The organism is Exiguobacterium sp. s63, assembly GCF_018617335.1.
Lineage (GTDB): Bacteria > Bacillota > Bacilli > Exiguobacteriales > Exiguobacteriaceae > Exiguobacterium.
Window position 1 is genome coordinate 80,561 of the sequence record NZ_JACSKB010000005.1, and the last position, 20,581, is coordinate 101,141.

At 47.3% G+C, this 20,581-nt stretch carries 22 protein-coding genes; 14 read left to right on the forward strand and 8 right to left on the reverse strand.

Translation table 11 applies throughout. From position 1 onward, the window contains the following. Positions 1-10 precede the first annotated feature (10 nt). The 4 genes from KNO90_RS13685 to KNO90_RS13700 all read right to left on the reverse strand — a co-directional run bounded on the left by KNO90_RS13685 (position 11) and on the right by KNO90_RS13700 (position 2,949). Entirely contained in the window at positions 11-1,417 is a 1,407-nt protein-coding gene (locus tag KNO90_RS13685; RefSeq protein ID WP_215113856.1) for a GH1 family beta-glucosidase, read from the reverse strand. Between the two features lie 15 nt (positions 1,418-1,432). Then, the gene (locus KNO90_RS13690) at positions 1,433-1,741 is read right to left on the reverse strand and encodes a PTS sugar transporter subunit IIB (protein ID WP_015880671.1); all 309 of its coding nucleotides are present in this window, start codon (positions 1,739-1,741) and stop codon (positions 1,433-1,435) included. Further along, positions 1,738-2,085 carry a PTS lactose/cellobiose transporter subunit IIA gene (locus tag KNO90_RS13695; RefSeq protein ID WP_215113857.1) on the reverse strand — a complete coding sequence of 116 codons (348 nt, stop codon included), beginning with the start codon at positions 2,083-2,085 and terminating at the stop codon, positions 1,738-1,740. The genes KNO90_RS13690 and KNO90_RS13695 overlap by 4 nt, the downstream gene beginning before the upstream one ends. Before the next feature lie 153 nt (positions 2,086-2,238). Continuing rightward, entirely contained in the window at positions 2,239-2,949 is a 711-nt protein-coding gene (locus KNO90_RS13700) for a GntR family transcriptional regulator (RefSeq protein ID WP_015880673.1), read from the reverse strand. A gap of 205 nt (positions 2,950-3,154) precedes the next feature. On the opposite strand from KNO90_RS13700, the gene KNO90_RS13705 reads away from it, so the two are divergent. Genes KNO90_RS13705 through KNO90_RS13730 form a run of 6 tightly spaced genes read left to right on the forward strand, consistent with a single transcriptional unit; the run spans position 3,155 to position 6,206 of the window. Continuing rightward, on the forward strand, positions 3,155-3,601 hold the full coding sequence (locus KNO90_RS13705) for a hypothetical protein (RefSeq protein ID WP_215113858.1): 447 nt from the start codon (positions 3,155-3,157) through the stop codon (positions 3,599-3,601). Further along, the gene (locus KNO90_RS13710) at positions 3,598-4,026 is read left to right on the forward strand and encodes a hypothetical protein (protein ID WP_215113859.1); all 429 of its coding nucleotides are present in this window, start codon (positions 3,598-3,600) and stop codon (positions 4,024-4,026) included. Before KNO90_RS13705 ends, KNO90_RS13710 begins: the two co-directional genes overlap by 4 nt. After that, complete coding sequence (locus KNO90_RS13715; RefSeq protein ID WP_215113860.1) at positions 4,027-4,482, forward strand: hypothetical protein; 456 nt, start codon at positions 4,027-4,029, stop codon at positions 4,480-4,482. Further along, positions 4,461-4,979, forward strand: coding sequence for a hypothetical protein (locus KNO90_RS13720; protein WP_215113861.1), 519 nt, complete (start codon positions 4,461-4,463; stop codon positions 4,977-4,979). The genes KNO90_RS13715 and KNO90_RS13720 overlap by 22 nt, the downstream gene beginning before the upstream one ends. After that, a complete protein-coding gene (locus tag KNO90_RS13725) occupies positions 4,966-5,436 on the forward strand; it encodes a hypothetical protein (protein ID WP_214784874.1) in 471 nt (156 codons plus the stop codon). The genes KNO90_RS13720 and KNO90_RS13725 overlap by 14 nt, the downstream gene beginning before the upstream one ends. Then, positions 5,433-6,206: an endonuclease/exonuclease/phosphatase family protein gene (locus KNO90_RS13730; protein WP_353048499.1), complete on the forward strand. Its 774-nt coding sequence runs from the start codon at positions 5,433-5,435 to the stop codon at positions 6,204-6,206. Before KNO90_RS13725 ends, KNO90_RS13730 begins: the two co-directional genes overlap by 4 nt. Positions 6,207-6,237: 31 nt before the next feature. Here the strand turns inward: KNO90_RS13730 and KNO90_RS13735 are convergent, their stop codons facing one another. Further along, the gene (locus KNO90_RS13735) at positions 6,238-6,573 is read right to left on the reverse strand and encodes a hypothetical protein (RefSeq protein WP_215113863.1); all 336 of its coding nucleotides are present in this window, start codon (positions 6,571-6,573) and stop codon (positions 6,238-6,240) included. A 412-nt stretch (positions 6,574-6,985) separates the two neighbouring features. Here KNO90_RS13735 and glmS point away from each other — a divergent pair, with 412 nt between their 5' ends. Beyond that, positions 6,986-8,782 (forward strand): glutamine--fructose-6-phosphate transaminase (isomerizing), encoded by a 1,797-nt coding sequence (glmS, locus tag KNO90_RS13740; protein ID WP_215113864.1) that lies wholly within the window; start codon positions 6,986-6,988, stop codon positions 8,780-8,782. A 74-nt stretch (positions 8,783-8,856) separates the two neighbouring features. Here glmS and KNO90_RS13745 read toward each other — a convergent pair whose 3' ends face one another. Then, the gene (locus KNO90_RS13745) at positions 8,857-9,342 is read right to left on the reverse strand and encodes a DUF4365 domain-containing protein (protein ID WP_214742918.1); all 486 of its coding nucleotides are present in this window, start codon (positions 9,340-9,342) and stop codon (positions 8,857-8,859) included. 285 nt (positions 9,343-9,627) lie between these two features. On the opposite strand from KNO90_RS13745, the gene KNO90_RS13750 reads away from it, so the two are divergent. The 5 genes from KNO90_RS13750 (at position 9,628) to KNO90_RS13770 (ending at position 15,134) form a co-directional block, all read left to right on the forward strand. Beyond that, on the forward strand, positions 9,628-9,897 hold the full coding sequence (locus KNO90_RS13750) for a PTS sugar transporter subunit IIB (RefSeq protein ID WP_214742917.1): 270 nt from the start codon (positions 9,628-9,630) through the stop codon (positions 9,895-9,897). Next, positions 9,887-11,917 (forward strand): BglG family transcription antiterminator, encoded by a 2,031-nt coding sequence (locus KNO90_RS13755; RefSeq protein ID WP_215113865.1) that lies wholly within the window; start codon positions 9,887-9,889, stop codon positions 11,915-11,917. Before KNO90_RS13750 ends, KNO90_RS13755 begins: the two co-directional genes overlap by 11 nt. 167 nt (positions 11,918-12,084) lie before the next feature. Continuing rightward, positions 12,085-13,506 carry a PTS mannitol transporter subunit IIBC gene (locus KNO90_RS13760; RefSeq protein ID WP_215113866.1) on the forward strand — a complete coding sequence of 474 codons (1,422 nt, stop codon included), beginning with the start codon at positions 12,085-12,087 and terminating at the stop codon, positions 13,504-13,506. Positions 13,507-13,553: 47 nt separating this feature from the next. After that, a complete protein-coding gene (locus KNO90_RS13765) occupies positions 13,554-13,985 on the forward strand; it encodes a PTS mannitol transporter subunit IIA (RefSeq protein ID WP_214780044.1) in 432 nt (143 codons plus the stop codon). Beyond that, a complete protein-coding gene (locus tag KNO90_RS13770) occupies positions 13,986-15,134 on the forward strand; it encodes a mannitol-1-phosphate 5-dehydrogenase (RefSeq protein WP_215113867.1) in 1,149 nt (382 codons plus the stop codon). A gap of 38 nt (positions 15,135-15,172) precedes the next feature. Here the strand turns inward: KNO90_RS13770 and KNO90_RS13775 are convergent, their stop codons facing one another. Continuing rightward, the gene (locus tag KNO90_RS13775) at positions 15,173-17,521 is read right to left on the reverse strand and encodes a bifunctional diguanylate cyclase/phosphodiesterase (RefSeq protein WP_215113868.1); all 2,349 of its coding nucleotides are present in this window, start codon (positions 17,519-17,521) and stop codon (positions 15,173-15,175) included. A 138-nt stretch (positions 17,522-17,659) separates the two neighbouring features. Here KNO90_RS13775 and KNO90_RS13780 point away from each other — a divergent pair, with 138 nt between their 5' ends. Then, the gene (locus tag KNO90_RS13780) at positions 17,660-18,487 is read left to right on the forward strand and encodes a type II CAAX endopeptidase family protein (protein ID WP_215113869.1); all 828 of its coding nucleotides are present in this window, start codon (positions 17,660-17,662) and stop codon (positions 18,485-18,487) included. A 28-nt stretch (positions 18,488-18,515) separates the two neighbouring features. Beyond that, positions 18,516-19,037, forward strand: a complete 522-nt coding sequence (locus tag KNO90_RS13785; protein ID WP_215113870.1) for a GNAT family N-acetyltransferase — start codon at positions 18,516-18,518, stop codon at positions 19,035-19,037. 32 nt (positions 19,038-19,069) lie between these two features. Here KNO90_RS13785 and KNO90_RS13790 read toward each other — a convergent pair whose 3' ends face one another. Further along, positions 19,070-20,572, reverse strand: a complete 1,503-nt coding sequence (locus KNO90_RS13790) for an N-acetylmuramoyl-L-alanine amidase family protein (RefSeq protein ID WP_214742909.1) — start codon at positions 20,570-20,572, stop codon at positions 19,070-19,072. Positions 20,573-20,581 lie beyond the last annotated feature (9 nt).

Below are 20,581 nucleotides of genomic sequence, written 5' to 3' on the forward strand. Positions count from 1 at the left end.
GGGAACCTCCTTATAGGTCTTCAGCGCGCGTGGCGATGATCTCTTTATACCAGTGGAACGACTGTTTCTTCTTCCGTGCGAGCCCATTGTTGTGGTCGACGTAGATGAAGCCGTATTGTTTCTTATAACCGTTCAACCAGCTGAGAAGGTCGATTGCAGACCAAGCATAGTAACCGGCAACGTTGATGCCTTGTTGAACAGCGTGTTTGACTGCACGAAGGTGACCTTCGATGTACTCGATTCGTGGCGTGTCCATGATTTCACCGTCGACGATCGGGTCGACATCACCGAGACCGTTCTCTGTGATATAGATTTTGACGTCGCCGTAACGATCTTTTAACATGTGCATCCCATCGAGGAACGCTTCCGGTGAGATTTCCCAATCCCATTTCGTGTACACTTTGTCGTCCATCTTGACTGTCTTGTAGACGCCATCAAACGATGGGTTACCCGGGCGACCTGTCGAGTTCTCACGTCCACCAGCCATGACGAGCGCTGAGTCATTTTTCATGACGCGCTGTGGGCTGTAGTAGTTGAGACCGATAAAGTCGTTCATCGGAGCGGTACGTTTCAAGACGTCGAGCTCTTCCTCCGTCATTTCAGGGAGAAGACCTTGTTCGTTCAGACCGTTCACGACGTACTCTGGGTATTCACCTTTCAAGATCGGATCGTAGAACCAATGTGTCGCATAAGCGTTCGCATGCATTTCAGCAAACTTGTTCTCTTCTGCGTCGTCGATACTGAACGCCGGGTTGAACACGTGTGTGATCCCGATTTCGCCAGTGTGACCGTTTTGTTTAAACAATTCGACTGCACGAGCGTGAGCGACAAAGACGTTATGTGTCGTTTGGAAATAGCCTTTGACGTCGCCCTCGATCCCTGGTGGGTGTGCGCCTGTTAAGTATCCAAGTGAGCAGAAGATGACCGCTTCGTTAAACGTGATCCAATGGTTAACACGGTCACCGAACGATTGGAAGCAAGTATCGGCGAAACGGACGAATGCGTCAACCGTCTCTTTGTTCTTCCATCCGCCTTTTTCTTCAAGTGCTTGTGGAAGGTCCCAATGGTAGAGTGTGACGAATGGGACGATGTCATGTTTCAAACATTCGTCGATCAAGTTGTTGTAGAACTCGAGTCCTTTTTCGTTCACTTCACCAGTACCGTTCGGGAAGATACGCGGCCATGAGATCGAGAAGCGATACGATTCGAGTCCCATCTCCGCCATGAGCGCGATGTCTTCCTTGTAACGATGGTAATGGTCGACTGCGACGTCACCGTTTGTGTTTTCAAATGTCTTACCAGGAATTTTCGAGAAGACGTCCCAGTTCGAGAGACCTTTCCCGTCCTCGTTCCATGCGCCTTCGACCTGGTAAGAGGCCGAAGCGGCGCCGAACAAGAAATTGTTAGGCATTTTCAAAGTCATCACCTCAGTTTATTTATTTACAAGTTTCAATGAGTGGTCTAATACTTTCGCACCGTTCATCATGCCGTAGTCGACTGTGTTGATGACGTCGATTGGAACACCTTTTGGTTCGCAGATTTGCTTCCCTTTTGAAAGGAGGTACTTCACTTGTGGTCCGAGAAGTGCAACGTCGATGTTGTCGACGTAAGTTTCCATCTCCGATTCTGGGTAAGCAGCGATTTCAGCTTCGATGCCGCGTTCAGAGGCAACCGCTTTCATTTTTTCTACTAACATACTTGTTGACATACCTGCCGCACAGAAGAGTCCGATTTTAATCATTGTTGATCCATTCCTTTCAATTCGTTGATTTCGTTTTGCATGTTCATCATATATCCAAGCATTTCTTTGACGAGAATCGTGTTCATCAAGTGATCTTGCGCGTGCACCATGAGGACACCGACCGTTGCCGATTTACCTTGTGCTTCGAGCGTGACGAATTTTGTTTGAATCGCATGTGCTTCTTTTAATGTCGCGTCACCAGCAACGACTGCTGCCTCGGCTTCTTTTTTCTTTCCTTCTTGCATGAGGAGCATCGCTTGATGGTAGCTCGCTTTGGCGTCACCCGAGAGGGCGATGAGACCGAAAATATCTTCCGGTGAGATGTCGATTGTTTCAGAAACCATAATATCTCTCCTTTTTGTATGGATAACTAAAATTCATAGGTACAAATATTTTCTACACGTTGATAGTAGCACGAAAGCGTTTTCGTGTAAACCCTTTCTTTTCGAAAAAATGGCATAAAAAATGCGCACGAGAAAAGCATCTCTCGGGCGCGTTTAGGACTTGATGTTCGAGACTTTGAGCATTTTAACATGTTTAAAATGATGGATGGAACGAGAGACGTCGAAGATTTGTCCATTCGTCAAATAGACGGTATTGTCGACGATTAGTGCAGGGTCATTCTCGTTCAGGTCGAGTAGGTCGGCGGACTCTGAATCTAAAAAGTCTGCGTAAATGACTCGGTCGGCGAATCCAATCGCAAGTTTTTGATCGCTTCGTAAGTACGTATAAATCGATTTCTGAACAATGTTCTCATCCAAGTAGATGACGAGCTCTTTTCGGAAGTATGAATCCTCTACCGAGAACGGATGGTCATCGACGAGACGTAGACGCTTCACGAAGTAGACAGGCGTCCCGATCGGGCACTTCATACGTTCGGCGACCTCATCGTTCGCGACCGTCTGTTCGAAGTGTAAGACGCGCGTCTCAACTTTTCGACCGCTGAAGTCACTTGTGAGACCTTGGAGCTTTTCTAAATTGATGTAATCGCTATTGTAATGGTCACGGACGAAGACGCCGCTCCCTTGAACTTGATAGACGTATCCTTTGTTGACGAGGATCTCGATTGCTTTTCGGACCGTGTTACGGCTGACGCCATATTTATTGGCATATTCATCTTCGGTCAATAATTTATTCGTGTGTTGGTAGACGTGATTGACGATATCCGCTTCAATCTGACTCGCAACTTGCTTGTACTTCGGAGACATACAGTTCTACACCTTTCAAAAAAATTTGTGGGAATGAATTTGGTAACAGTATAGCAGATAACCTTTGTAAGCGGATACGTTTCATTTATCAATTGTTGAAAAAAGTCGAACGATTCATTGCGAGAATATTCGGAAAATGTGAAACAATAATGGCATAGAGTACGTATAGAGGATTAATGCACAGGAAAGAAAGGAAGTGCTCTAGTTGACTGAGACACATTGGTATACGGAAGAAACCACATGGCGCAAGTCACACCTTCGGCTAGGCTATACATTATTGGTATTTGTTTTGACGGCCATTATTTTATCCTTTTTCGGACGTTACGTCTGGTTGACGATCCCTTTCGTCTTGATTGGAATGACCATGATTGGATTAGACGTGAAAAAGTATCGGATGCGTCGTGCGTATATGAAGGACAGAGATGCCGTACGATTACTGAAGTGGAACCTACTGTATGATTTGATCAGTTCAGGTGTGCTCGTCTCCTTGATTTCGGCTTTGCTCATCTTTCAATATGACAGTTTGACGTTAGCGATTGGACTTCTCGTATGGGGAGTAGTAAGCGATCAGATATCGCGGATGCTTCAAAAGAAGTTAAATGAATGTGTTCCGCTGTTACATCAGTTAGATTTGGAGCGACGAAATCAATGATTGAACGGATGACACAAGAAAAAGTATGGAAACGTTTATTCGACCAATGGATTTTCGGTATATTTGGAACATTCGTAGTACTGATGTTACCAATCAGTTTATTAACAGATGACCTTACGTGGGGCGTGCTCTATATCGCCTGTACGCTCATTCCGCTGAACATCTTATATGTGAAGCGCTATCGAATGCGTCTGAGGTTTCAACCAGAACTGAAAGGGTTGTATCGTCGTCAACTCGTTCGGGACGGGATCAACAGTGCTGCCTTTTTCCTCGCGTTGAATCATCAACTATTGTTCACATCAAACGTGGCGTATATGTGTGTCACGGTATTCATCGGTTGTGCGATGCTATGGACGTTGAACGTGAACAAACAAACGAAACAACAAGACGAAGGGTATATGAGAATAGACAAGGAGGCGATATAGGTGGAGCAAGGCGTAAAGTGGATGCGACGAATGCGACGGTATGCCGTACCCATCTTGATTCTTTATGTCACGGCCATTATTGTCGCTCTCTTATTAGAGAAAATGTGGCTTATCCCTATCATGGCGTCCGTCTCCGTGATCATCGTCGTGACGGGCTATCAAGAGATGCGTATCATGTGGCGAATGACCGAGCATCCGAAGGTCCATCGATTCCTTATTTTTCAATACGTATTCGAATGGGTGGATGCGATTTTGTTGACGGCTCTTATGGTGACGCTGCTGACAACGGGAGATTTTGGTCTTATGATCGGTCTCTTTTTTGGGATATGGGGACTACTCAGTCCAATCCGTCAGAAATGGTTCACAAAACAACTCCAACATATTGAACCAGGGTTTCCGACGTATGAAGAGGTGATTGAAGGGAGAGGTCACGTATGGAACCATCACCAAAAGTAAAAGCGCAAATCGACACGATTCTAAAAGTAGACCGCTTGACCAAATGGGGTGTCGGCATCATCGGAATCGGACTCGTCGTCAGTTTTTTGATTTATGCCTCGTATTGGACACTTTCGGACGGCGTTGTTACGGGAACGTTATATGCGGTGCTCGCTGCAGTCTTGACGGGTATTTTTATACAATATCGGATGTGGCTGCGCTTTGTGACGAATCAGACGGCACGAAACCTCTTATCGTTCAAAATGATGGCACATACGCTCGCTTTGACGGGTGTCGGGATTTATGGACTCTTCTATTTCACGAGTGAAGCGACGGGCACACAATCGTTCCGTATGTTCCTCCTTTCGCAACTGACGTTTTTCGGGATTGAATACTTGGCGAAGCGGTTCGACCGCGTCATTCAATCTTATGACGAGAACTATTTGACGGATCAAGATTTAAAAGAAATTCGTGAGGTCCGTGAATACGAGAAGGAGCAACGTCGTGAACAAGCGTGATCAGATGAGAGAGCTTGTCAGAGTGGAAACTGAAAAGAATGGAGTCTTTACTTTTCTGTCGTGGATGATCTGTATATCGTTGTTTGTGGCGACTGAAAAAGGATGGGTGTCAGCAGGAACTGTTCTTTTGATTGGTCAATTTGCGGGCTTATTTGCGATTAAAAAATCTTGGAAGAAAGAAACGATTCAATTGAAGTATTTAACGAATCGAGACGCCAAACGTCACATACACTTGATGTCGATTTTTAATTTTTTGACGTTCCCGATTTTGCTCATCCTCATGTTCGGATGGGTCACGAAACAAATTGAGACACCTTACTTTATTGGGTTGATGGTGACTGGAGGTGTCATATCCGTCATCGGTCATAAATGGTACGAGCGATATATGGTTCGTCTCGACGAGAACTATGTCACGGAACGAGAGTTAAAAGAAGAACAAAAATGGGGGAGCGCGTGACTCACTCGAGAAAGTGGGAATATGAAGTGAGGATTGCGACGTATAACATTTGGAACCATGACACGCTATGGCAAAAACGAATCGACGCGATTTGCCAAGAAGTAAAACGAATCGACGCGGACGTAATTGCACTTCAAGAAGTCCGTTCTTACGAAGAGGGTAGTGTGGCTCATGACATTGCGGAAGCGACGGGTTATCCGTACTGTGTCTTTCATGCTTACCCCGACTCACCGGACGAAGGACTCGCTTTTTTGAGTAAAATTCCCTTGTCTTCAGTTGAAGCGATTTGGGAAGAGGATGTGGAAGAGTCAAACTTTTGTGCGACCCGAGTGACGCTTATCTTCGGCGGTCAGGAATGGGGACTCACGAATGTGCATCTGAACTGGCGCTCTTCTTCGATTCGAGAATGCCAGATGGAAGTGGTACGAGACTGGTTAAGCAAGGGGCGCCAAAAGGCGATTGAGGTGTTGTGTGGAGATTTCAATGATCATCCTCGATCGAATATCTATGATGATGTATCAGATGCAGGGTGGCTGGACGTGACGACGTTTGTTGCGGGAGAATCACAACCGACGTTAGACGTAAAGCACAATCCATACTTGCAATCTTCTCATCTCGAGCAGCCTGAACGATATGATTGGATTCTGTTTCGTTCGGAATGTAGTGAACTCGGAGTTCAGCATATCGATGTATTCGGCGACATGCGGACGAGTAGGGATGTTGTACCGAGTGATCATTACGGTGTGATGGTTGACTTCACCGTAAATTAACAAGGAGGATGTGCGATTGCGCATCCTCCTTTTATTTGAATAATCGAGCGATGAACCCCACACATGCCGCAAAGGGAAGAAGGAGAAGGAGTCCGAGCCATTGATCGCGCCAAACGACAAACCAGAAAGCGGCTTGCAGACATAGGATACCGACTGCGGCAAAAATCACGAATAAGAATGCTTTCTTCCGGGTGGAGCGGTCTTCCCACCATTCCTTGAAATAAGGGAAACTGCAGAGAAAAGCCATAGCCATGAAGAAGATCGCAGGAAACAACATGACGTCCCCTAACGTGTCATTCCCTTCAAATTCGAGCCACCTGGATAAGACGGATAACAGAATGCCGATCAATAGGAAGATTCCACCCATGTGTTTCCCCTCGTTTCTTTACTCGTTACTTGTATCATGCCCGTTCTCTCCCTACTCGAAAACCTGATGGATTGATGGCTTTTTAGTGAAAGTGGTGACTTTTACACGAACGGTAAAAAAGTATTTAGCGACTACTTTAACAATTTCTCTATCCAACACGCCTTGTACTCGATAGCATGAAAGCGTATCTGGAGAAACGGCTAGATATGAAGTGGAAGCGCCAGAACTCTGCGGAGTTGACGAGGACGAAGGTGATCGAGATTTCGGCGGATGCCTTCCAGTCGCGTGTCACGACTGAGAGAGTCTTGATAAAACGTTCGGGTGACCGGGCGGACAAAACGAGACTTGATGACATCACTCAAAAAAGCCCGTTTCCTTTTTCGAGAAATCGAAGCAAAGAGGAGAGTTTAGTATGTGTGGAATCGTAGGGATGATCGGACAAGTTGGAACGAAAGAGATTTTATTGAAAGGGCTAGAAAAGCTCGAATATCGTGGCTATGATTCAGCAGGAATTGCATTAGTCGACGAGGACGTTCGTACGTTCAAAGAAGTAGGACGAATTCAAGCACTCCGTGACATCGTACCGGCTGATGCTGAAGGGACGATCGGAATCGGTCATACGCGTTGGGCGACACACGGGGTACCGAGCGTGCCGAACGCCCACCCGCACCAAAGCACGACTGGACGCTTCACGCTCGTCCATAACGGCGTAATCGAGAACGATGAACAATTGAAAGCCACGCTCGACGTCCCGTTCCTTTCAGAGACGGACACAGAAGTCATCGTCCAGCTCATGGAAAAACACTTCGTCGAACTCGGCGATGTCGAGGCGGCGTTCCGCAAGACGCTTTCGGACCTCCACGGTTCGTACGCGATCGCGATGATCGACTCAGAGGACCAAGAACGCCTCTATATCGGGAAGAACAAGTCACCGCTCCTCGTGGGACTCGGTGACGGCACGTTCAACGTCGTCGCATCAGACGCGATGGCGATGCTCCAGGTGACAGACCAGTACCTCGAGCTCCACGACGGTGAAATCGTCATCCTCACACGTGAGTCGGCGACGATCAAGACGCTCGACGGTGAAGTACTTGAGCGTGCACCATACACGGCCGAGATCGATGCGTCAGACATCGAGAAGGGCACGTACGCGCACTACATGTTGAAAGAGATGGACGAGCAGCCGGCCGTCATCCGCAACATCATCCAGCACTACCAGAACGAGAACGGTGACATCGAGCTCGCAGAAGGCGTGCGTGAGCTCGTGTCAGAAGCGGACCGCGTCTATATCGTCGCATGTGGGACGAGCTATAACGCCGGACTCGTCGGAAAAGATATTTTGGAGCGCATCGCCGGCATTCCGACAGAAGTGCACGTCTCGTCTGAATTTGGCTATAACATGCCACTCTTAAGTGAACGTCCATTGTTTGTCTTTTTATCACAATCCGGCGAGACAGCGGACAGCCGTGCTGTCCTCGTCGAAGTGAAAAAACGCGGATACAAAGCACTTACCATGACGAACGTACCGGGATCGACATTGTCGCGTGAAGCGAACGAAACGATGCTCCTCCACGCCGGACCGGAGATTGCCGTCGCCTCGACGAAAGCGTACACGGCACAGATCGCAGTCCTTGCGATTCTTGCGTATGACATCGCCCGTACGATCGGGAAAGAGTTGCCGTTCAATCTAATGCCGGAACTCGCTCGTGTTGCGACGATCATGGATTCGATCATGGCACAAAAAGAACTGTTTGAGGATCTCGCGGAACGTTATTTGAAGACGACACCAAACACGTTCTTCATCGGTCGTGGGCTTGACGCTTCTGTTTGTCTCGAAGGAGCGCTCAAAGTAAAAGAGATTTCGTATATCCAAGCGGAAGGGTACCCAGGTGGGGAACTGAAGCATGGGTCGATTGCCTTGATTGAAGACGGGACACCGGTCATCGCGCTCATCTCGCAACCGAAGACGAACTTGAATATTCGCGGGAATGTCAAAGAGGTCGTGGCCCGTGGCGCGAACGCCTGTATCATCTCCATGCAAGGCGTCGAACATGAGAACGATGACTTCATCTTGCCGCATGTCGAGCCACTCTTGGCACCGCTCATCAACGTCTTACCGGTTCAGTTGATGGCATATTATGCGGCGCTCGCCCGTGGTTGCGACGTCGATAAGCCACGTAACTTGGCGAAATCGGTGACGGTGGAATAAACGGATAAAAGATTGAGTTAATAAAAAACTGCGCTTTGTTTGTTGGACATTTTCAACATACAGAGTGCAGTTTTTTAACTGGTTCCTTCGGATTGTTTTAAAATAAAGGATTGAATCATTGTATCGAATCGATAGTGTTCAAGTAAGGATTGGTTCTTTTTTGAAAGATTTAATCCGTACTCTGGTTTACTCTTTTGTCCGGGTTTGTCATAGTCCCGATCAACAAATAATTCATTGGGGGCTAACCAAGCGCTGTTGGGGATTAGATAAAGTTCAGGATGTGCGGCTTGATTGAATAGCAGAAGTATCAAATAAAGATTTGGAGTCGTGAGATCGAATTTACTTTTTTGCATAAAAACATATCCTGAATTACGAATTGCTTTTACTTGAATCTCACAAAAGCGATTATTAGAATCTTTGATGACAAAATCAACCCCGTGATCGTCTACCTCTGATGTATAGACGTCACATCCGTAAGATGCGAATTCCATTTTTGCATAGTATTCTGCATATCTTCCAAGCTGTAAGTGGTTTAAATGTTCCCAATTGAAGTTAGGCAATTCTGTCCATCCCTCTCTGTAAATACAAGATGTAATAAATTATAATACAATTCATTACAAGAATAGATGTTTTAATCTAAAAGTATATCTTTAATGAACTGTCGATTAAACCATAGATGAATACTTTCACGAAGACTTTAGCTCCTTATAAAGGAGTGAGTCTAGTGACGTAGACATAACCTTTTTACTCCTTGCCGATATCTTTGCCAACAAGCAAAATAGTAGGAGAAGTAAGCGGTTCCAACTTATGATTAGATAAAGATAAGCGACGAAAGAAGGGCTGACATGAACGTATACATTGCTTGCCATAGCGGGTTTGTGACAAGTGCAATGGCAGCGAAGTTGTTCGCACAGGCAAGCGAGGGGCGCTTGTCATGTACGATTACGCACGGAACGATTCAAAACATCCCAAACGAGGTGGATTTGATTCTCTATCAGGAAGGGGCGACCTCGGTCACCCATCCAACCGCACGTGTCCGGTCAGTCCGACAACTCCTGTCGCTCGAGGAATACCGACTACTTGTCGAAGAATGGATGGATGAGCATGAGACATGAGTGGAGCGCACGAGAGCGTTCGATTTTACTACACTTATTGGCAACCGAGACATCGACACCGCTCGCCGAAATCGCGCAGGCGGTGAATTTGTCTGAGCGAACGATTCAACGGGAACGACAATTACTTGAAGGCATCTTAAAAGAGTTCGAGCTCGAGCTCGCTTGGCAACGTGGGCATGGACTGAGCCTGGTTGGCAAACCGTCTGCGAAGCAGCAATTACGAGAAGACCTCATTTTATCCGCAGAAGCGATCCCGACGAGCGAGGACCGCTTATTTGAGCTCGCGTGGCGTCTCTTATTTGAGAACGATACGCTCAAATTACAGGCGGTCGCCAAACAGATGCACGTCTCGCCGAGCACGTTGACACAAGACTTGGAGAAGTTAGATCGATGGTTTGAAGAGTATCATTTAGAAGTTGAGCGGAAAAAAGGAGTCGGAGCAAGAGTACTTGGCTATGAGTCCGAGAAACGTAAGCTACTCATCAACGCGCTGCTTGCCCATTGGGACACGCTCGCATTCTATCGCTTCGTCCGTGGGGAAGATGACTATATTCCAGCCTTTTTGAAGACTGTACCATGTGAAGAAATGCTAGAAGGGCTTCGAGACGGCTATGATTATTTAAAATCGCACTCGTTTGAGCGGATGGATGACCGCACCATCATGCGGGTCACGTTCGCTTACGGGGTGCAACAAGAGCGGTTAGCGGCCGGATTCTTTTTAGAAATGTATACAAAAGGACGGTCCGAGGACTATTTGAAAGTCGCCACAGATATGGAAAAGGCACTCGGTATCACTTACTCGATGGCGGAACGAGTCTGGTTCGCTGAGGAAGCGAACCGTCTGCGCTCGATTAAAGATCAGATGAAAGAAGACGAGGAAGAACGCTGGATCATGCAGATTCGCGTGCATAAATTGATTCATCACGTCTCCCTCATCTATGGGTTTACGTTTACGGATGACGCGGCTCTCGAACGAGGACTGCTCGCACACATTCTCTCGAGTATGAATACGCAGGCGCTTCCGGAAACAAGTACGGTCAAGCCGCATATCGACCGCGACTACCCGGGACTTCGTTCGGCCATTCAACAGGCTGCCGACATCGTCTTTGGGACGAATACGTTCTCCGAAGAAGAGACGGTCTTTTGGGCGATGCACTTTGCGGCAGCACTCGTCAAACCGGTGCGCCGTCGTGAATATCGGGCGCTCGTCGTCTGTTCGGCCGGACTTGGTTCGTCGAAGATGCTCGTCAATCGAGTCCGTCAAGAGTTTCCGGAGATGCAAGACGTCGTCAACTCATCACTTTTTGGACTCGAACAGCACCGACTAGAAGAATATGATGTCATCTTGTCGACCGTACCGTTGCCACCGCTAGCGGTGCCGACGTTAATCGTCAATCCGCTGTTGACGAGTGAAGAAGTGCAACGCGTCCGCCATCTCTTGTTGTCATTACCGCAATCATTCCAAACGCTCGCAACGAAGCCTCGTTCAACGATGCTTGATTTTGCCGAACTTGGGGAACTCGTGGAGACGTTTGAACGTATGGATGAACAGTTTGATTTGGTCACACTTAACAATACGGACCGTTTAGAAGATATCTTGCTTGATATCGGTACACATTTAGAAGAACGTGATCTCGTACAAAGCGGGATTCAGCTCTCTGCCCAACTGCTTCGTCGTCACGAAGTCGCGGGTCTTGGGGTGCCGGGTACGAAACTGGCATTGTTCCACGGACGACATGCCTCGATTGAGAAGGCGAGTGTGTTCGCGTTTGATTTAACGACATCGATTCCGCTCCTTATGATGGATCAGTCGACCGAACCCGTAACACGTCTTCTTGTGCTTCTGGCACCGGAAGAGGCACGGGATGTCGAGCTTCAGTTCTTGAGTGCGATCAGTGGATCACTCATTGAGAGTGAGGAGCATATGCGTCTATACAGCACGGGAACAAAAGAAGACCTTCGTCTACTGCTTCACGAATGCATGAAGAAAATGATTCACGAGACGTTGTACGAAAAATGACCGAACCATGGTCATTTTTTTATTTGGCACAAAATGTTGCCAAAGTGTGAACTGGATTGAATTGAGAAAGCGCTTACTCTAGACATACAATATGGGTGTAGAGCACAAACCGGTTAGCTACACTACACATTCAACCTTTCACATTTAAAAGACTGGAGGTTTTATACATGGCGAATACGCAAGCGAGCTCGGGCGGGGTCCGAGTCAAAGTTCAACGATTCGGTAGTTTCCTCAGTGGGATGGTCATGCCGAACATCGGTGCCTTCATTGCCTGGGGGATTATTACAGCACTCTTCATTCCGACAGGATGGTGGCCAAACGAAAACTTAGCAGAACTCGTTGGTCCAACGATCACATATCTCTTACCATTACTCATTGGTTTCACAGGTGGTAAATTACTTCACGACGTACGAGGCGGTGTCGTCGGGGCACTCGCCACGATGGGTGTCATCGTCGGAACAGACATTCCGATGTTCCTCGGTGCGATGATCATGGGTCCACTCGGTGGTTATGTTATCCGCCAAGTCGACCGTGCCCTTGAAGGCAAAGTTAAAGCAGGATTTGAAATGCTCGTCAACAACTTCTCAGTTGGAATCATCGGTGGTCTTCTCATGCTTGGAGGATTCGAAATCTTCGGCCCGATCATGAGCGCACTCGATAAAGTGATGGCGGCAGGTGTTGACTGGATTGTCGGAGCGAAATTGCTTCCGGTCGCAAGTCTTTTCATCGAACCAGCAAAAGTTCTCTTCTTAAACAACGCCATCAACCACGGAATCTTGAGCCCGCTTGGTGTCGATCAAGTCGCAGATGCTGGAAAATCAGTTCTCTTCTTACTTGAAGCCAACCCAGGGCCAGGTCTTGGATTACTTCTTGCATATATGTTCTTCGCCAAAGGTGCAGCGAAACGTACGGCACCAGGTGCAGCTATCATTCACTTCCTCGGTGGGATTCACGAGATTTACTTCCCATACGTGTTGATGAAGCCAGTCTTAATTCTTGCGATGATCGCAGGGGGCGCAACAGGGATTTTCACGTTCGTACTCTTTGATGTCGGTCTCGTCGCACCGGCTTCACCAGGTAGTATCTTCGCCATTCTCGCGATGGCATCACGCGGTTCATATCTCGGACTCGTGGCAGGGATTCTCTTGTCAGCAGCGGTCACGTTCGCTGTGGCGAGTGTCATCTTGAAATCGAGCGCAGCAGAGGACGTATCACTCGAAGAAGCGACGCAAAACGTGAGTGCGATGAAAGGCAAGCAGTCTTACGCATCGGCTCTCGTGACAGATCGTCTTGATAAAGTGGACCACATCATCTTCGCTTGTGACGCTGGGATGGGATCGAGTGCCATGGGAGCATCGGTTCTCCGGAACAAGGTCAACAAAGCGAACTTGCCGATCAAAGTGACGAACACGTCCATCAGCAACTTGCCGAAAGATGCTCAGTTTGTCATCACGCACGAAGACTTAACAGAGCGTGCGGAAGCACAAGCACCGAATGCGATTCATCGTTCGGTCACAAACTTCTTGAACGCCGACTACTACGACCAATTGGTAGAAGAAATTAAAGCGGAACGCAGCAAAATTTCTTGAACTCAGAACAGATAGAGACACGGTTTAGCCATTAGGAGGAAATTAAAATGCCATTCATTCAAACAGAGATGATTCGACTTAACCAATCATTTGCAACGACAGAGGAAGCGATCACAGCAGCCGGAGCCGTCCTACAAGACGCCGGCTGTGTGACGCCGGAGTATGTTGAAGCGATGCATGAACGTCAAGCGATCGCAAACGTCTATATCGGAAATCACGTCGCCATTCCACACGGTACAGAAGCAGCGAAATCAGCGGTTCAGAAGACGGGAATCTCGTTCCTACAAGTACCGGACGGTGTCGACTTTGGTGGACAGACGGCTAAACTCGTCATCGGAATTGCAGGCGTGAATGATGAACATTTAGAGCTCCTTTCGCAAATCGCGATTCTCTGCTCGGACGAAAGCAATGTAGAGCGTCTTGTACAAGCGAAGACGAAAGAAGAAATCTTGGCGCTCTTCATGGAAGAGGTGGCGTAAATGAAAGCTGTTCATTTTGGGGCAGGAAATATCGGACGAGGCTTTATCGGATTGTTGCTCAACCAAAGCGGTTACGAGGTGACGTTTGTCGACATCAATGATACGGTCATCGAAGCGCTTGAGGCAAAACGTCATTATGAGGTCGGATTCGCAGAAGACGGCGTCGATCGTGTCGTCGTTGACCGGGTACGGGGTGTCAACAGTTTGAAAGAACCAGCTCGTGTCGTGGACTTGATCGCAGAAGCAGATCTCGTGACGACGGCTGTCGGACCATCACTTCTTTCAAAAGTAGCGCCATTGATCAGTGAAGGTCTCCGTGCGCGTGAAGTCGAGGATGCACCGGTCTATGTCATCGCATGTGAGAACATGATTGGTGGTAGTGCGATTCTTCGTCAAGAAGTAGAGTCATGTGGTGGTGTCGGGGAAGCGAATGTGTTCTTCCCGAACGCGGCTGTCGACCGTATCGTCCCGCTACAACAACATGAGGATCCGCTTTACGTGGAAGTCGAGACGTTCCACGAATGGGTCATCGAGACACAAGGGCTGACCGAACAACCACCGATTCAAGGCGTGACATGGGTCGAGGAGATTGGTCCGTATATCGAACGGAAATTATTCACGGTCAATACGGGACACGCGATCGCCTCTTACATCGGTTCGTTGTTCGGGAAGGCGACGATTGACGAAGCGCTACAAGATCGCCGTGTACGTCAAGTCGTTCAAGGTGCATTATATGAGACAGGTTGGTTATTGCTTGAGAAATACGGATTCGAGGCGAAAGAGCATAGCCGATACATTCAAAAGATCATCAAGCGATTTGAAAACCCGAAATTGAAGGATGAAGTGTCGCGTGTGGCGCGTTCACCGATTCGTAAACTGGGACCGAGCGACCGTCTTGTCAAGCCGGCACGTGAATTGATGGATAACGGCATCGAGCCAAACGAACTCGCTTACGGGATTGCAGCAGCCCTTCATTACTACAACCCGGAGGATTCGGAATCGTCAGAACTCAACTTGTCGATCGAGGAGCACGGGATTTCCTCAACGATTGAAAAATATTTGCAGCTCCATGAGAGCGATACATTGACGCAATTGATTCTCGATCAATATCATTTGATTCGTGAAGAAGAGAAAGAACGTGTGTCATAACCAAAAACCGCTTCTGTCAATTTGACAGAAGCGGTTTTTTAGTGCTTCCCGAACTCGAGATAGGTAGTCGTCTCTTTTACATGAAACGGCACGTCTGTCTCATGCAAGGGGTGACTGAAATAGAAACCTTGTACGTAATCACAGGATTCATTGAGTAACCATTCGAGTTGAGCGGACGTTTCCACGCCTTCCATCAGAACTTTCATGCCAAGGTTGTGACCGAGTTGAATCATCGAGCGGACGATGGCCTCTTGATTGCGGTCGGTGAACAGGTTCTCGATAAACGACCGATCGATTTTTAATACTTGCACAGGAAGTTCCCGAAGTTGACTGAACGAAGAATAACCTGTCCCGAAATCATCGAGAGCGATGAGAATCCCGAGTTGATGCAACTGTGTCAGTTTGTTACGAGTCGAGGCCTCATATGATAGCTTCGATGACTCCGTCACTTCCAACTCGAGATACATCGGGTTCATCCCTGTCTCTAATAGAATGGACTGGAGCTTATCGACAAAGTCTTCTCGCGCGAATTGGAGCGGGGAGACGTTTAGGGATAGCGTAAAAGGACGAATTCCGCTACGTTGCCAACGTACCCAAGTACGACAGCCTTCCCGAATGACCCAATTGCCGATTAAATGAATCAATCCAGTGTTTTCTGCAATCGGAATAAAGTCAGACGGGGCAATCTTTCCGATTTTCGGATGTTGCCATCGCAGTAACGCTTCCACGCCTTCTAATCGATTCCGCTTCAAATCAATTTTTGGTTGATAGACGAGTGTGAGTTCATCTTTACTCAATGCGGTAACGAGCGCTTTTTCTATCTCGATATGACGTAAAATTTGAGGACGAGACGACTCTTCAAACGTCTTAATTTTGTTCTTCCCGTCACGTTTGGACTCATGGGCAGCCAAACGAGCGAATTGAATCAATTCATTCGGGGAATGTGTATCTTTCGGGTAATGACTGATTCCCGCACTCATCGTCAATTCGAGTGTCGTTCCATCTACATCGAACGTAGATGAAATCTCCTTGATACATTTCTCTGCTTTTTGGTGAGCCAGTGAACTACGTTGCGCGAACAGTAAGATGATAAACTCGGATGGGCCGATTCGTGTCAACACGTCGTCCGTATGAATCGTGTATTTGAGACGTTCGGCGACTTGAATAATTAACTCATCCGCTCCGTGGTGCCCAAGGATATCGCTTAGGAAACGCCAACGGTTCACATCGATGTATAAACAGGCGACCGAGCGCTCCTGTGAGATGCTCTCTTGTAAGAGGGAATCGAGTTTATGACGATTCGGTAAATCGGTCAACGCATCGTGAAAGGCCATATGTTCAATCAGACGCTGGGAAGCGACCGTTTTGGTCACATCCCGGATGAACCAGAGGATTTGGTTGTTCGAGTCATTTTGAAGTGGATAAGACGTCACTTCTAACGTGCGTTGATGCGTTTCAATCTGTATTGGCTGGTGGAACGGCTGTTGAACCGATAATAAAGGGTGATAATCTTGAAAAAAAGGTTCTGTCGCATATCCCTCGAATAAGTGAGCGAACGCTTGATTTTGATATTGGATTTCACCGTCACTTGTCGTCGTCACCACTGCATCCGTTGTCGACTCTAAAATCGTCGTTTGGAAGAGATCTCGTTTTTGAATTTGGCGGTCTAGCGTATAGGCGATCAAGTACATCCCGAACAAAAGAAACACGATGCTTGTGACGAGCCATGCGAGTAAGGTCGGGTCAATCGGGACTCGGCTCACGGGTGAAGCATCCGGAATAATGGTTGTTGCTTGCATTCCGGTAAGATGCATACTGAAGATGGCTGTTCCCATCAAAAGAGAGAACATCAGTTTCACGGGCAAGGATGTCCGTGCCGTAGCGTAGGACGAAAAGAAACCAACCCATAAGGCGAGGAAGGAAGCGCCCCATGCGATGCCGATGGATATCAATACCCATGAGGGATCAAAGTCCAATTGAACACCTTGGATGGATTTCATGCCAATATAATGCATGCTGACGATTCCAAACCCCATCAAACCGGAAGATTGCAGTAAGGACATCCATGTCGTCTTGCGAGAAATCAAACCAAACGACAGAATGCATCCAGCGATTGCCGGAATCATCGATCCGATAATGAGCCAGATGGAATAGGTGCTTTCATGTAAGGAAGCGTGACCGAGCATGGCTACAAAATGCATGGACCAAATCCCAAGACCTAACGTGGTACCTCCAAACAAAATCCAAATACGATGAGACGATGTCAAACCTCCTTTGACCCGTTTCGCTAATTCAAGCGCCATCAAGGCAGAAACGCTGGCAATGAAGAATGCGAGCATCATCAAAAATACATTGTGACTCGTTACATGCGTGCTAATCTGTTCCATAGTGTCGATACCTCATAGGGTTATTTAATCCATTCATCACTTCATTATATGCGGAACACTTAAAATTACATATAAAAAATTCAAATGTTATTCTTCGCATCAAATAACGGGTACTAGATTGCTGAAGGGGTGCTGACAATGTATAAAAACAAATTCATTCTTTTCTTTTTATTGATTGCATTCGGCTATTCATGGGTAGTTTGGATGAGTCTTTATTGGTGGACCGATTTACCCATCATGGCCATCGTCATCTTGGGGGCGTTTGGACCTAGCATTTCCGGTATTTTGACGATGTATCGACTTCGAGGTGGGGCGGGAGTCAAACACCTGCTTCGAACGAGCATTCAGTTTAAAATGAGTTGGAAAACATATGCGATTCCATTCGTATTGATTCCGTTCTTATTTCTTGTTGCCTACTGGTGGACAGATCGAAGTGGTGCCTTAATCGTTCGCGAACCATGGTGGGTTGTCCCTTATTTCCTCTACATGTTGTTTCTCGGTGGGACGTTGCAAGAAGAGTATGGATGGCGCGGCTACTTACTCGATGCGTTGCAGTCAAGACTCGCCCCGCTCTGGGCCAGTTTGACATTAGGCATCGTTTGGACACTTTGGCACGTTCCGCTCTTCTTTATGATTGGAACAGGACAGAGAAACTTGCCGTTTTGGGCGTACGGGTTAGCCGTGATGGCCTATACGATCCTCATCACTTGGGTATACAATGGCTCGTCGCGTAATTTGTGGTCTGCTTTTTTGATGCACACGATGTTCAATGTGATGCTCGTGATGGTCGGATTTGAAGCGGAAGGTGGTTATCCGATCGGGTTTATTCACTTGACGATTATCTTATGGACGGCAGCGATTATCGTCATATGGAAGACGTACGGGAAGTTAAATTATGAGCCACTTGAAGAAATGCTTCCCTCGTATCCGAGTGTTACGCGACGTTTGCGCGAGGGTAAAGAGTAGAACAAAAAAAGAAAAGGAAGTGGACGTCTTGAATTTTCGTGCACTCGAACAATCAGACGTGAAATCTTTGCAGCGCTTATTCATGGAGAGTTTGAGTGAGTTGATTCGACGAGAGCGTTTTGAAGATGCTGATTTACTCGATGAAGAAGTGGCGCGTCTGAATACGACGATTCAGGATCATTTCGATGATGATACGGTTCACCTGTACGTCGTGGAAGAGGATGGGACCATTGTCGGAGCGGGAGCGTTATTACCTCCGAATGAGATTATCTCGGGACATCTGGAGCTAGAACGCGATGCGATTGAATTAGGGAGTGTGTACGTGACTCCAGACATGCAGCGACAAGGCGTAGGACAGTATGTATTATCCGAAATGCGACGTGAAATGCTTGCACAAAAAAGACATGTCTTCTATTTAGATGCAGGATTTCCAAGTGCGCAAACGTATTGGCAAAAACGATTGGGGGCACCGACCCTTGTCCTCGAACATTATTGGGGACCCGGTGCACCGCACATGATTTGGCGAATCGATCTAAAAGACATGAAATAAGGAACTTAGCCTGAGTGCTAAGTTCCTTATTTTTAGTAGTATGCACGCATGAATTGATGAATACCAGAAGCAGTCGCTTCAGCCATGCGCTGACGATATGTCGTACTTAATAAGTAAGAACGGTCACTAGAGTTACTAATAAATCCATACTCCACGAGTGTAGACGGGGCGATGTTTTTCCCGACTACGTATACGTTCTGATATTTCACGCCACGATTTTGAATCGTCGAGATTCGCGAAGCAATCTCTTTGTTGATGGTTGAGCCAAGGGTACGGCTAGCAGAGACGTAAGGGTTAGTCGTATAACTCTCTGACGTTGGTACGAGTACCTCATGTCCATTTGCAGTGTTATATACAGAGGAGTTCGCATGAAGACTGACAAAGACATCAGACTTGTAGGATTTACTCAGAGAAACGCGATCTGCTAACGAAATATAAGTATCGTTTGAACGTGTCAATTTCACATTGTAATCATACGTATTCGATAATACGCTCGCAAGTCGCTGGGCGATATCAAGTACAATCACTTTCTCGTAAACGGAACCGTACGTGGCACCGGAGTCATTTCCGCCATGCCCAGCATCGATGACAACCGTTTTACCGGTTCCGTTCGTATCGGTCGGTGTTGTGACTGTCGTCGGTTTGAGGTATTCGGAGGCGACATAACCGGTTTTTCCGTTATAGGTGACTTTGTACCAAGAATCGTAACGGCTGACATATTTGACAACCGATCCAGCCGGAATGACCGTCAAGACATCGCTCCAAGAAGCGGCGCTGAGTCTCATGTTTAGGTTGACCGTCGTCTCATAATAAGATGATGGTGTCACCGGAGCTGAAGTAGCCGATAAATAATCTGATGCGACATAACCGGTTTTCCCGTTATAAGTGACTTTATACCATGAGCCGTAGCGGCTCACATACTGAACGGTTGCGCCAGAAGGAATCGTCGTGACGACATCACTCCAAGAAGCGGCACTTAAACGCATATTTAAGTTTGCTGTCGTTTTATAATAGTCTGACGGTGGGACGGGGGCGCTAGTCGGTGTTAAATAGTCCGATGCGACATAACCGGTCTTCCCGTTAAACGTGACCTTATACCATGAGCCATAGCGACTGACATATTTGACGGTAGCATCGGCAGGAATGACGGTGACGACATCACTCCAGGAAGCAGCAGTGAGTCTCATGTTTAACCGATCTGTTGTTTTATAATAATTTGAAGTACTCGAGACGTTCACGTATTGAGAGGAAACATAACCGGTTTTTCCTCCGTAACTGACTTTATACCATGAACCATATGTACTGACATAAGTCACGCTAGAGCCGGACGGGATTGTTAAGAGAACAGGGCTCCATGTTGCGGCACTTAATCGGAGGTTTAAGTTGGCGGTTGTCGTGTAAGTTGAAGCGGCCTCAGCGACGGTTGATTGGATTCCAGATGAATCCAAGTGGAATGGGACGATCGCTGTCCCGGATAATACAAGCGAAGAACTTAAAAATAGCTTTAAGCTCCATGACGATTTTGATTCATTCAATGTTCAAGC

Excerpts from the sequence above, each read along its gene's own strand:
- KNO90_RS13780 (WP_215113869.1), top strand. The coding sequence starts at position 17,660 with ATGTATAAAAACAAATTCATTCTTTTCTTTTTATTGATTGCATTCGGC.
- KNO90_RS13760 (WP_215113866.1), top strand. The coding sequence starts at position 12,085 with ATGGCGAATACGCAAGCGAGCTCGGGCGGGGTCCGAGTCAAAGTTCAA.
- KNO90_RS13750 (WP_214742917.1), top strand. The coding sequence starts at position 9,628 with ATGAACGTATACATTGCTTGCCATAGCGGGTTTGTGACAAGTGCAATG.
- KNO90_RS13775 (WP_215113868.1), bottom strand. The coding sequence starts at position 17,521 with ATGGAACAGATTAGCACGCATGTAACGAGTCACAATGTATTTTTGATG.
- KNO90_RS13695 (WP_215113857.1), bottom strand. The coding sequence starts at position 2,085 with ATGGTTTCTGAAACAATCGACATCTCACCGGAAGATATTTTCGGTCTC.
- KNO90_RS13690 (WP_015880671.1), bottom strand. The coding sequence starts at position 1,741 with ATGATTAAAATCGGACTCTTCTGTGCGGCAGGTATGTCAACAAGTATG.
- KNO90_RS13770 (WP_215113867.1), top strand. The coding sequence starts at position 13,986 with ATGAAAGCTGTTCATTTTGGGGCAGGAAATATCGGACGAGGCTTTATC.
- KNO90_RS13720 (WP_215113861.1), top strand. The coding sequence starts at position 4,461 with ATGGAACCATCACCAAAAGTAAAAGCGCAAATCGACACGATTCTAAAA.
- KNO90_RS13735 (WP_215113863.1), bottom strand. The coding sequence starts at position 6,573 with ATGGGTGGAATCTTCCTATTGATCGGCATTCTGTTATCCGTCTTATCC.
- KNO90_RS13710 (WP_215113859.1), top strand. The coding sequence starts at position 3,598 with ATGATTGAACGGATGACACAAGAAAAAGTATGGAAACGTTTATTCGAC.
- glmS (WP_215113864.1), top strand. The coding sequence starts at position 6,986 with ATGTGTGGAATCGTAGGGATGATCGGACAAGTTGGAACGAAAGAGATT.
- KNO90_RS13765 (WP_214780044.1), top strand. The coding sequence starts at position 13,554 with ATGCCATTCATTCAAACAGAGATGATTCGACTTAACCAATCATTTGCA.
- KNO90_RS13700 (WP_015880673.1), bottom strand. The coding sequence starts at position 2,949 with ATGTCTCCGAAGTACAAGCAAGTTGCGAGTCAGATTGAAGCGGATATC.
- KNO90_RS13755 (WP_215113865.1), top strand. The coding sequence starts at position 9,887 with ATGAGACATGAGTGGAGCGCACGAGAGCGTTCGATTTTACTACACTTA.